Raw genomic sequence first — 11963 nt, forward strand, 5'->3', positions numbered from 1 at the left:
AACTTTGCAAAGTTTCCCAATAATTCGACTCTGACCCTCATTAATTAGCATTCGGATAGGCCTGCTGATAATTAGGGTCAGAGTCGAATTGCAGGAAATTTTTGAAAGTTTCCCAATAATTTAACTCTGACCCCGAGGCTCCCCCAAGGCTCGCCCAAGGCTCAGGCGTCGAGGGCGGTGCGGATGGTGGTGGTGAAGGCACGGACGGCGTCGACGGCCTGGTCTTTTGGCACCGATTCGAGTTCCTGGATGATGCGGCTGCCGATCACGACCGCGTCCGCGACTTCGGCTACCGCACGGGCAGTGGCGCCGTCGCGGATGCCGAAGCCGACGCCGATCGGCAGCTTCACGTGCTCGCGGATGGTGGCGACACGGCGCGCTACATCCTCCGTGTCGATGGTGCCGGCGCCGGTGACGCCTTTCAGCGAGACGTAATAACTGAAGCCGCTACCGTACTGCGCCACCTGCTGGATGCGGGCCGTGGTCGAGGTCGGCGCGAGCAGGAAAATCAGGTCGAGGCCGTCGGCGCGCATGGCCTCGGCAAATGACGCGCACTCTTCCGGCGGGTAGTCGACGACGATGGCGCCGTCGACGCCGGCTTCTTTCGCGAGGCGGATGAAGTTATCCGGGCCGATACGCTCGATCGGGTTGGCGTAGCCCATCAGGACCACCGGCGTGGTGGCATCCTTCTGGCGGAATTCGCGCACGAAGTTAAACACATCCGGCAGGCCGATGCCGAATGCAAGCGCACGCTCGCAGGCGCGCTGGATCACCGGGCCTTCGGCCATCGGGTCGGAAAACGGCACGCCGAGTTCCAGCACATTGGCGCCGCCTTCCACCAGGGCGTGCATCAGCGGCACGGTGAGTTCCGGCGCCGGATCGCCGGCGGTGATGAAGGTGACCAGGCCGGTCTTGTCCTGCGCCTTGAGCGCAGCAAAGGTCGATTCGATACGGGACATGCGGTTCTTTCAATCAGGGTTCACGTAGGGATGGGAACGACAGGCTGAGACAACTCAGCTGAAATCGAGTCCCATCTTCTCCGCCACCGTGTGCATGTCCTTGTCGCCGCGGCCCGACAGATTGACCAGGATGTGCTGGTCCTTCGGCAGCGTGGCCGCCAGCTTTACCGCGTACGCGATCGCGTGCGACGATTCCAGCGCCGGGATAATCCCCTCGATGCGGCAGCAGTCGTGGAAGGCCTGCAGCGCTTCAATGTCCGTGATCGACACGTATTCGGCGCGCAGCGAATCCTTGAGCCAGGCGTGCTCCGGCCCCACGCCCGGATAATCCAGGCCGGCCGACACAGAATGGGTCTCGATGATCTGGCCGTTCGCATCCTGCAGCAAATAGGTGCGGTTGCCGTGCAACACGCCCGGGAAGCCGGCCGTCAGCGAAGCCGCATGCTTGCCCGAATCCAGGCCCTCGCCCGCCGCCTCGACGCCCACCAGCTTCACGCCCGGCTCGTCGATGTACGGATAGAAGATGCCCATCGCGTTCGAGCCGCCGCCGATGCAGGCGACCACGTAGTCGGGCTGGCGCCCGGTCATGGCGGGCATCTGGACCCGGCATTCCTCGCCGATCACCGACTGGAAGTCGCGGACCATCATCGGGTAAGGATGCGGGCCTGCCACCGTGCCGATGATGTAGAAGGTGTTTTCGATGTTGGTGACCCAGTCGCGCATCGCTTCGTTGAGCGCGTCCTTCAGGGTCCTGGAGCCCGACTCCACCGGCACCACGGTCGCGCCCAGCAGTTTCATGCGGTAGACGTTCTGGGCCTGGCGCTTGACGTCTTCGCTGCCCATGTACACCACGCATTCGAGGCCGAAGCGGGCGCAGATGGTGGCAGTGGCCACGCCGTGCTGGCCGGCGCCGGTTTCGGCGATGATGCGCTTCTTGCCCATGCGGCGCGCCAGCAGGGCCTGGCCGATCACATTGTTGATCTTGTGGGCGCCGGTATGGTTCAGGTCTTCGCGCTTGAAGAAGATTTGCGCGCCGCCGGTCTGCTCGGACCAGCGCTTGGCGTGGTACACGGGCGACGGACGGCCGACGAAGTGGGCCAGCTCGTAGCGGTATTCATTGAGGAATTCGGGATCTTGCGAATAGCGTGCGTAGGCTTCGTTCAGCTCGGCCAATGCATGCGACAGGGTTTCGGCGACGAAGCTGCCGCCGTAGGGGCCGAAGTGCCCGGACGTGTCGGGCAGCTGGTAGCCGGTGTTCTTGAACAGCGCGGCAGTGCCGCGGTTAGGCAATTCTTTCATGGGATGTCTCACTCAAAATGGTGGCGTCGGCCGCCCGCACCGCCTTGATGAACTCGGCGAGCTTGCGGGCATCCTTGATGCCCTTCTGCGCTTCGACGCCACTGCTGACGTCTACCGCGAAGGGACGAACACGTACCACCGCGTCAGTCGCGTTTTGTACGTTCAAGCCACCACTCAAAACGACCCGAGGCGCGAGCTCTTTTGGGATGAGAGACCAATCGAAAACCTTTCCAGCGCCGCCATACGCGTCCACATAAGTATCGAGCAGGACACCCGAGAACCAGGGACTAGCGGCGCGGTTTGCACGCTCGTATTCTAGCAGTTCATCCTGGGTCGTGTCCGGCCGGACGCGGAAGGCCCGTACATAGGGGCGCGCCACCTCAGCCGCGAGCGCCGCGCATTCCCCGGTCGTTTCATCGCCATGGAACTGAATCAGCGACAGCGGCGCCTTCGCGGCGACCGCCTTGACCTCATCGGCAGTCGGGTTGACGAACAGCGCCACCGCGCTCACGTAAGGCGGCAAGGCTGCGCACAGGTCCCCCGCGCGTTCGGGCGTGACGTAGCGCGGGCTCTTCGGATAGAACACGAAGCCCAGCGCATCGGCGCCGGCGGCGACGGCCGCGCGCAGGTCTTCCTCGCGGGTGATGCCGCAGATTTTGATACGGGTGCGTTGCATGTCGATCCTTCGTTATACGTGCGCCTGGCAAAGCTCTCAGTGTAGTCGAGGGCTCTACAGCCAAGGCAAGGGCGACGCCGCCTCTTGCGGCAATCCCCATCTTGGATCGTAATCGATTTTGGCCAGGTACAGGCCGTCCGGCATGAAGGTCGGCGCGGCGACATCGCGCGAGCGGCTGGCCAGCACCTCGGCCATCCAGCCCGGCTGCTGGCGGCCGACGCCGACATAGACCAGCGAGCCGACGATATTGCGCACCATGTGGTGCAGGAAGGCGCTGGCCCGCACCGTGAACACGATCACGTCGCCGTAGCGCTGGATGCTCACCTCGTGCATCAGCTTGACCGGGGTATTGGCCTGGCAGCTGGCGGCGCGGAAGGCCGAGAAATCGTGCTCGCCGACCAGGTGCCGCGCCGCTTCCCGCATGGCGTCGAGGTCGAGCGGGCGGAACACCCACCCAGCCCGGCCGGCCAGCAGCGCCGACGGGGTCGGGTGGTTGTAGAGCACGTAATGGTAGGTGCGCGAACGCGCCGAGAAGCGTGCGTGGAATTCCAGTCCATCGAGTTCGGCCGGCGGCTGGTGCGCCCAGCGCACGGCGATCGAATCGGGCAGGAAGGTATTCACGCCGCGCACCCAGCTCTGGGTGGCGCGGTCGAGTTCCGTGTCGAAGTGGATCACCTGCTCGATGCCGTGCACGCCGGCGTCGGTGCGGCCGGCGCAGGTGGTCGCCAGCGGCGTGCAGGCAAACTTCTCGAGGGCGATCTCGAGACGGTCCTGGACGGTGTTGCGGTCCGGCTGCTTCTGGTAGCCGGACCAGGTCGTGCCTACGTACTGGACACCAAGTGCGATGCGCCTCACGCGAGCAGGGAGCGCATCGCGCTGGCCTTGCTCACCTGTTCGCTGCTGCCACCCTTGATGACTTCATCGAGCAGCTCGCGTGCGCCTTCCTTGTCGCCGATTTCCTGGTAGGCGATTGCGAGGTCGAGTTTGGTTTCCATTTCCATGTGCTCGGGCGACATGGCGGCCGGCTCCAGCGCTTCGCCGGGTTCCGGCAGGGCCACATCGGGCGGCGATGCCTGGCCAGGGGCCGGCAGCTCGAGGTCGATGTCGGTCAGGTCGAAGGATGGCGCGGCCGGGGCCAGTGCGGCTTCACCGGCCGGGCCAGCCATCGGCATGTCCGGCAGCGCGAACGGGTCTTCATCGGCCCCGAACGAGGTATCGAATGCCAGCGGCTCTTCTTGCGGCGCCTGCGCCGCAGGCGGTGCGTCGAATTCGAAGGGCTCGGCCGCGGCGTGCGCAGGTGCAGGCGACGGAGTCGGGGCCAATGCAGCCGGGGCGAAATCGGCCGGGCTGCCGAAGTCCATGGTGTCGAGGTCGAACAGAGGATCGTCGGCCACGCCCGACTGTGCCGGGGTAGCGATGATGGCCGGGACGTCTTCGTGGAAAGGGGTCGCTTCGGCGACGGCGGCCGGCGCGGCCGGCGTCGCCGGCAGGCCGAAGTCCATCATGTCGAGGTCGAACAGCGGATCCTGCGCGGCAGCCGATTCGAAAGTGGCACCAGCCATCGGCACCTCGTCTTCGTTCACGGCAGGCAGCGGCGGCAGGTCGAACTCGGCGGCCAGGCCGGCCATGTCGACGTCCGCGCCCGGCGCGTTCATCGACGCGTGGCCTGCTTGCGCCTGCGGGGCTTCCGGCTCGCCGAAGCTCATGTCGAAGGCAAGATCGAACGGTTCCTCGGACGCCGGGGCAGGTGCCGCAGTGATATCGGCCGGTGTGACCGGGTCGAGCGCGAACTCGAGGTCAGGCACCGCCGTTTCGTCCTGCTCCTGCGAGAACGGGCCGCCCATCGCGATCGGCTCGCTGCTGCTCACCGGTTCGAAGGTCAGGCCGCCCAGGTCGAAGTCGAGCGCATTGTCGTCGGCGCGTCCTTCGGCCACGGCGTCGGCAACCGGCACTGCGGTGGCGTCGTGGTCCATGGCGGCATAGGCTGCACCGCCTGCGAGCGCGCCGGTAGCAGCGCCAGCGCCGAAAGCGGCCGCCGGGGCGCCGCTGCGGAAGGCGCCTTCCAGCTGTTGCGACAGAAGCGACTGCTGGTCGCGTTCCTGCGCGCTTGGCGCAGGGGCCACCGGCGCCGCGCCGGTCGCGCTCGCATACATCGGGTTGGTCGGGTCGATGCCCTGGCCGAGCGCTGCCGCCTGGGCCCATTCGTCGCCCTGGCCGCGCGTGATGCCGAACAGCTCGCCGGCCTGGGTTTCAAAGGCGCGCAGGTCCTTGCGCGCGGCATAGATCTCGAGCAGCTTCAGGCGCACCGGGTGACGTTCCGGCTGGTTGCGCAGGGCTTCCTTGAGGATCTCTTCGGCCTGGGCATCGCGGCCGTAGGCGATATAAACATCGGCTTCGGCGACCGGGTCGACTTCATTGGTGTCGAGTTGCGAGGCCGAGGGCGCGAAGCTGGAGTTGAACACGCTGTTGCTGGTGTCGACGCTCTGGCCACCCGCTTCCGCGAACAGCGAGTGGGCAGCCTTGGTCGGCACGCCCAGCACCGACGGCTCGGCGTCGAGGATGCGTTCGTTGTCTTTCTTCTTCTTGCGGCGCGACAGGCCGAAGGCGGCCAGCAGCAGCACGGCAGCGCCGGCGGCAACCAGGTTGATGTTGTCCATCAGCGTGTCGGCCAGGGTCTTCTCTTCAGCCTTGGCTTTCTTCTTCGGCTTGACCGCGGCCTTGTCGGCCGGCTTTACGGCCGGCGCCGGCGTGGTCCCTGCAAGCTTGTCGGCGGCGGCGCCCGCAGCCACACCAGCGGCAGCGCCTGCTGCCGCGTTCTGGGTATCGCTGCCGGTGCGGCTCTTCACCGTCATCAGCGTTTCCAGCTCGCTGACGTTGCGTTCGAGTTCCTTCACCCGGGCCTGGGCCAGCGCCAGCTCGCGCTCGCGGGCGATGCGGTCTTCGGCGTTTGCGGTGTCGCCGCCTGCACCGGCGGTCGCCTGCGTCGCCTTCGACAGGCGCAGCTGGTCCTGCGATTCATTGGCCGCGGTCGCGCGTTCCTCGACCTTGGCGGTGATCTTGCCGGCCGCGCTCTGGCTGGCTTGCGGCGTACGCTGCGGCGCCGCGCTGGCCACCTGGCCGGCGAGCTTGTTGCGGTAGGCGTTGAAATCGGCCGCGTGGGCAACGACGACGGCATTGGCTTCGCCCTCGCCGCCGCCGCGCAGCGAGCCGGCATCCGGCACCGCCAGGATCTGGCCCGACTTCAGGCGGTTCATGTTGTTGCCGATGAAGGCGTCCGGATTGGCGCGGTACAGCGACACCAGCATCATGTCGAGCGAGATGTCGGCCGGCTTGAGTTTGGTCGCGATCTTGCTGAGGGTGTCGCCCTGGCGCACGCGGTAGCTGGACGGCGCATCGACGGCCGGCGCGGCCCGTGGGGCCGGCGGGGCGGTGCGCGACTCCTGCGCGCTTGGCGCGGCTGGCTGCGGCGTGGCCGCGCGCGGCTGGACCGGCGCCGGTGCCGGCGCTGCGGCAGCTGCCGGGCGCTGGGTCTCGGCCGCGACCTGGGCCGGCTGCGTCGCGCGCAGTTCGGCCGGGTCGAGCAGGAAGGTGTACTCGCGTACCAGGCGGCCGTTATTCCACGACAGCTCGAGCAGCATGTCCACGAACGGTTCGTTCAGCGGCTGGGTCGAACTCAGGCGGATGAACTGGCGGCCGGCGCGGGTCTCGACATTGAAGCGCAGCGACAGCAGCGCCGGATTGAATTCGATGTTGGCCGCGCGGAAGGCTTCCGGCGAGGCCAGCTTCACTGCCAGGCTGGACGCATCTTCGCCCGCCGTGGTCGTCAGTTCGATCTCGGCGCGAAGGGGCTGGCCGAGCGCCGACAGCACCGTCAGCTTGCCGAGGCCGGCGGCCGAGGCGGCAGGCGACAGGAGCACGGCACCGGCGACTGCCGCGGTGACTGTTTTCAGCGCAAACGCCGTGAGCGCAGGACGGTGAGGAAGGTGCATAATTGGCAGTGAAAATAGTTGGCTCTGGGCAAGAATCTCCCCGGGAGTCTCAACATATCATCATGCTCTGGAGCATGCAAGCTCTCCGCGCACAACTGTGACCTGCCAGAGGGGAAGTGTGGCCAGAATGGCGGAAAACACGCCGCCGGATGGTGTTCCAATATGCTCCCGCGACAAGGCCGCGGGACCCGGCACGGGCGCATCCTGCGCCCGCATCCATCTACATTATTTGTCGAGCACGATACGCAGCATGCGGCGCAGCGGTTCGGCGGCGCCCCACAGCAGCTGGTCGCCGACGGTGAAGGCCGACAGGTAATCGCCACCCATCGACATCTTGCGCAGGCGTCCCACCGGGATGCCCAGGCGTCCGGTGACTGCAGCCGGCGACAAGTCGCGCATCGACGCTTCGCGCGTGTTAGGCACCACCTTCACCCATTGGTTGTGCGAGGCGATGATGTCGTTGATCTCATCCAGCGGCACATCCCTGGTGAGCTTGATGGTCAGCGCCTGCGAGTGGCAGCGCATGGCGCCGATACGCACGCACAGGCCGTCGACTGGAATCGCCCGGGTACCGAAGCCTTCGCCGCGGCCGAGGATCTTGTTGGTCTCGGCGCCGGCCTTCCATTCCTCCTTCGACTGGCCATTGCCCAGGTCCTTGTCGATCCACGGGATCAGGTTGCCGGCCAGCGGCACGCCGAACTGCTTGGTCTCTTCACCCGAGAGCCCGTGCTGGGTCGCCAGCACGGTGCGGTCGACCTCGAGGATAGCCGAGGCCGGGTCGTCCAGCAGCGGCTTGACGGCGCTGTTGATGGTGCCGAACTGGGTGAGCAGCTCGCGCATGTGCTGGGCGCCGCCGCCGGAAGCCGCCTGGTAGGTCATGGACGTCATCCAATCGACCAGGCCCTGCTCGAACAGGCCGCCCAGGCCGATCAGCATGCAGGACACGGTGCAGTTGCCGCCAATGTAGTTCTTGACGCCGCGCGACATCGCGTTCTTGATCACGTCCTGGTTGACCGGATCCAGCACGATGACGGCGTCGTCGTTCATGCGCAAGGTCGAGGCGGCGTCGATCCAGTAGCCGTTCCAGCCGCTGGCGCGCAGTTGCGGGAAGACTTCGCCCGTGTAATCGCCACCCTGGCAGGAAATGATGATCTCGCACTTGGACAGCGCGGCGATGTCAGTTGCACTCTTGAGGGTGGTTTCGTTCTTCGCCATTGTCGGTGCGGCGCCGCCCGGGTTCGAGGTGGTGAAGAACACCGGCTCGATGTGGTCGAAATCGCCCTCTTCCTGCATGCGCTGCATCAGGACCGAACCCACCATGCCGCGCCAACCTACCAGGCCTACTAAAGTCATTGTCTTCTCTCAGGTATAAAAAATTTCTGATAATTTACTGGAGGGCGGCGACCACCGCATCGCCCATCTCCCGGGTACCGACCTTGCTGGTTCCCGCCTCGTAAATATCGGGGGTGCGCAGGCCCTGCGCCAGCACGCGCTTGACGGCCGCCTCGATGCGGTCGGCCTGCTCGGACCGGCCGAAAGTAAAGCGCAGCATCATCGCCGCGGACAGGATGGTGGCCAGCGGATTGGCCACGCCCTTGCCGGCAATGTCCGGCGCCGAACCGTGCGAAGGCTCGTACAGGCCCTTGTTGTTCGCATCGAGCGAGGCCGAAGGCAACATGCCGATCGAGCCGGTCAGCATGGCGGCGGCGTCGGACAGGATGTCGCCGAACATGTTGCCGGTGACGAGGACGTCGAATTTTTTTGGCGCGCGCACCAGCTGCATGGCGGCGTTATCGACATACATGTGCTCCAGCTCGACGTCCGCGTATTCCTTGTGGACGTCGCTCACGATATCGCGCCAGAACTGGAAGGTTTCCAGCACATTGGCCTTGTCGACGCTGGTCACGCGGCGGTCGCGCTTGCGCGCGGCCTGGAAGGCCACGTGGGCGATGCGGCGGATCTCGCCTTCGGCATAGCGCATGGTGTCGAAGCCTTCGCGCTGGCCCTTGAACGGGCCGTCCGGGCATTCGCGTACGCCGCGCGGCTTGCCGAAATAGATGTCGCCGGTGAGTTCGCGGATGATCAGGATGTCCAGGCCCGACACCACCTCGGGCTTCAGGGTGGAGGCGCCGGCCAGCTCCGGATACAGGATGGCCGGGCGCAGGTTGGCGAACAAACCGAGTTCGCGGCGCAATCCGAGGATGGCCTGCTCCGGGCGCAGCGCGCGCTCCAGTCTGTCGTACTGGTAGTCGCCCACGGCGCCGAACAGCACCGCGTCGGCTTCGTTCGCCAGCTTCAGGGTGCTGTCAGGCAGCGGGTGGCCGTGCGCGGCGTAGCCGGCGCCGCCGACTTGCGCCGTTTCCATCTCGAACGGTTCGCCCAGTGCCTCGAGCACCTTGACCGCTTCGTTCATGATCTCGGGGCCGATGCCGTCACCCGGCAGGATTGCGATTTTCATCGGGTCTCTTTCAGATCGTGTTGGCCAGCCAGGGCTGGGCAGCCAGGTGGCGCGCCTCGAAATCGCGGATCTCATCCGCATGGCGCAGGGTCAGGCCGATGTCGTCCAGGCCGTTCAGCAGGCAGTATTTGCGGAAGTCGTCGATCGCGAAGCCATAGGACAGGCTGCCATCTTCGCTCTTGATCAGCTGCTGTTCCAGGTCGACCACCAAGGTGAAGCCAGGGGAGGCCTCTACCGCCATGAACAGTCCGTCGACCGCTTCTTCCGGCAGCACGATCGGCAGCAGGCCGCTCTTGTAGCAGTTATTGAAGAAGATGTCGGCGAAGCCCGGCGCGACGATGGCGCGGAAGCCGTACTGCTGCAGGGCCCAGGGCGCATGCTCGCGCGAGGAGCCGCAGCCGAAGTTCTTGCGTGCCAGCAGGATCGAGGCGCCGGCATAGCGCGGCTGGTTCAGCACGAAGTCCGGGTTCAGTGGACGGTTCGTGCAATCCTGGCCCGGCTCGCCGTGGTCGAGGTAGCGCCATTCGTCGAACAGGTTGGGGCCGAAGCCGGTGCGGCGGATCGACTTCAGGAACTGCTTCGGGATGATGGCGTCGGTGTCGACATTGGCGCGGTCCAGCGGCGCTACCAGTCCTTCGTGTACGGTGAATTTGTCCATCTGCCTTGCCCTCAGTTGCCCTCTGTTGCCCCGTGCGGGATGGTTTCTTATTTGCCGCCGGCGCCGGTGACGACCTGGCCGACCTTCTGCACATCCCGGCCGAAGCCCGAGATGGTGTTGCAGCCGGTGAGGACGAATGCCGCGAGTGCGGCGAGTGCGATTGCTTTTTTCATGATGAATCCTGTGGTTCGGTGTTTCGGTTAAAACGGTATTAACGGTTCAAAGGGCGCGTACGTCGACAAAGTGGCCGGCAATTCCTGCGGCGGCCGCCATCGCCGGCGACACCAGGTGGGTGCGGCCGCCCTGCCCCTGGCGTCCTTCGAAGTTGCGGTTCGAGGTCGAGGCGCAGCGCTCGCCCGGCTCGAGCCGGTCGGCGTTCATGGCCAGGCACATCGAGCAGCCCGGCTCGCGCCATTCGAAGCCGGCATCGATGAAGATGCGGTCCAGGCCTTCGCGCTCCGCCTGTTCCTTCACCAGGCCGGAGCCCGGCACCACCATCGCCAGCTTGACGCTGGCCGCGCGCTGGCGGCCGCGCACCACGTCGGCGGCTGCGCGCAGGTCTTCGATGCGCGAATTGGTGCAGGAGCCGATGAAGACCTTGTCGATCATGATCTGCTCGATCGGCGTGTTTGGCGCCAGGTCCATGTAGGCCAGCGCCTTTTCCATCGCACCGCGGCGCACGGCGTCCGGCTCGCTGCTCGGGTCGGGCACACGGCCGTCGACCGAGGTCACCATCTCGGGCGAGGTGCCCCAGGTGACTTGCGGGCGGATGCTGGAGGCCTCCAGGGTGACGACGGCATCAAAACTGGCGCCTTCATCGGTGTGCAGGGTGCGCCAGTAGCCCACGGCCTGCTCCCATTGTTCAGCCTTGGGCGAGAACGGGCGGCCTTTGACGTAGTCGATCGTGGTGTCGTCCACCGCGACCATGCCGGCGCGCGCCCCTGCTTCGATCGCCATGTTACAGACCGTCATGCGGCCTTCCATCGACAGCGCGCGGATGGTCGAGCCGCCGAATTCGATGGCGTAACCGGTGCCGCCGGCGGTGCCGATCTCGCCGATCACGGCCAGCACGATGTCCTTGGCAGTCACGCCAGCCGGGAGGCTGCCTTCGACCTGCACCAGCATGGCTTTCGATTTCTTGGCCAGCAGCGTTTGCGTGGCCAGCACGTGCTCGACTTCCGAGGTGCCGATGCCGTGCGCCAGGCAGCCAAAGGCGCCATGGGTCGAGGTGTGCGAGTCGCCGCAGACCACGGTCATCCCTGGCAGGGTCGCGCCCTGCTCCGGCCCGATCACATGGACGATGCCCTGGCGCTTGTCGTTCATGTTGAAATAGGTGAGCCCGAAACCCTTCGCGTTGGCGTCGAGCGTCTCGACCTGCAGGCGCGAGGTCGGGTCGGCAATGCCCTGGGCACGGTCGGTGGTCGGCACGTTGTGGTCGGCCACGGCCAGGTTGGCCGAGGTACGCCATAGTCCACGGCCCGCTTCGCGCAGGCCTTCGAAGGCCTGGGGACTGGTCACTTCGTGCACCAGGTGGCGGTCGATATACAGGACAGTGGTGCCATCGGCGTCGGCACGCACGACATGGGAATCCCAGAGTTTGTCGTAGAGCGTTTTTTGCATGGTCAATCCGTAAGCGTGCCCCGCTAATGCGGAGCCGGATTTTGATTATGCCATAATTGTGCAGTGCCGCACCAAGAGGGGGCGGCGCATTTTTCTGCCAATCAATGCAATCTCATGCAAATATAATTTGTATATAGAAGTCTGCATGCAAATAAAAAAAGCCTGCGCGGCGTGCACAGGCTTTTGTATGCGCTTTTTTCATGCGGGCGCGGATAGTGCGTATTGCGCACTGCACCGTAGGGTGGTCGGCTCTGCCGACCGCGCGTTCAGATCACGTTTGAACAGTGTCGCGGCAAATCGTCAG

At 65.6% G+C, this 11963-nt stretch carries 10 protein-coding genes; all 10 read right to left on the reverse strand.

Annotated features, from left to right (window positions below; all coding sequences use genetic code 11):
- Positions 1-161: 161 nt before the first annotated feature.
- A complete protein-coding gene (gene trpA / locus HGB41_RS05260; RefSeq protein ID WP_171081737.1) occupies positions 162-959 on the reverse strand; it encodes a tryptophan synthase subunit alpha in 798 nt (265 codons plus the stop codon).
- Between the two features lie 54 nt (positions 960-1013).
- Positions 1014-2258 carry a tryptophan synthase subunit beta gene (trpB, locus tag HGB41_RS05265; protein WP_171081739.1) on the reverse strand — a complete coding sequence of 415 codons (1245 nt, stop codon included), beginning with the start codon at positions 2256-2258 and terminating at the stop codon, positions 1014-1016.
- Positions 2242-2934, reverse strand: a complete 693-nt coding sequence (locus HGB41_RS05270; protein WP_171081740.1) for a phosphoribosylanthranilate isomerase — start codon at positions 2932-2934, stop codon at positions 2242-2244. The genes trpB and HGB41_RS05270 overlap by 17 nt, the downstream gene beginning before the upstream one ends.
- Positions 2935-2988: 54 nt before the next feature.
- Positions 2989-3789, reverse strand: a complete 801-nt coding sequence (truA, locus tag HGB41_RS05275; protein WP_171081742.1) for a tRNA pseudouridine(38-40) synthase TruA — start codon at positions 3787-3789, stop codon at positions 2989-2991.
- The gene (locus tag HGB41_RS05280) at positions 3786-6923 is read right to left on the reverse strand and encodes a motility hub landmark protein FimV (protein WP_171081745.1); all 3138 of its coding nucleotides are present in this window, start codon (positions 6921-6923) and stop codon (positions 3786-3788) included. Before HGB41_RS05280 ends, truA begins: the two co-directional genes overlap by 4 nt.
- Before the next feature lie 225 nt (positions 6924-7148).
- Positions 7149-8276: an aspartate-semialdehyde dehydrogenase gene (asd, locus tag HGB41_RS05285; RefSeq protein ID WP_171081747.1), complete on the reverse strand. Its 1128-nt coding sequence runs from the start codon at positions 8274-8276 to the stop codon at positions 7149-7151.
- A gap of 34 nt (positions 8277-8310) precedes the next feature.
- Positions 8311-9381, reverse strand: a complete 1071-nt coding sequence (gene leuB / locus HGB41_RS05290; protein ID WP_171081749.1) for a 3-isopropylmalate dehydrogenase — start codon at positions 9379-9381, stop codon at positions 8311-8313.
- 10 nt (positions 9382-9391) lie between these two features.
- A complete protein-coding gene (gene leuD / locus HGB41_RS05295; protein ID WP_171081750.1) occupies positions 9392-10039 on the reverse strand; it encodes a 3-isopropylmalate dehydratase small subunit in 648 nt (215 codons plus the stop codon).
- Positions 10040-10086: 47 nt separating this feature from the next.
- A complete protein-coding gene (locus HGB41_RS05300; protein ID WP_171081752.1) occupies positions 10087-10212 on the reverse strand; it encodes an entericidin A/B family lipoprotein in 126 nt (41 codons plus the stop codon).
- 46 nt (positions 10213-10258) lie between these two features.
- Positions 10259-11659: a 3-isopropylmalate dehydratase large subunit gene (gene leuC / locus HGB41_RS05305; RefSeq protein WP_171081753.1), complete on the reverse strand. Its 1401-nt coding sequence runs from the start codon at positions 11657-11659 to the stop codon at positions 10259-10261.
- Positions 11660-11963 lie beyond the last annotated feature (304 nt).

The organism is Telluria aromaticivorans (assembly GCF_013003915.1).
Classification (GTDB): domain Bacteria; phylum Pseudomonadota; class Gammaproteobacteria; order Burkholderiales; family Burkholderiaceae_D; genus Telluria; species Telluria aromaticivorans.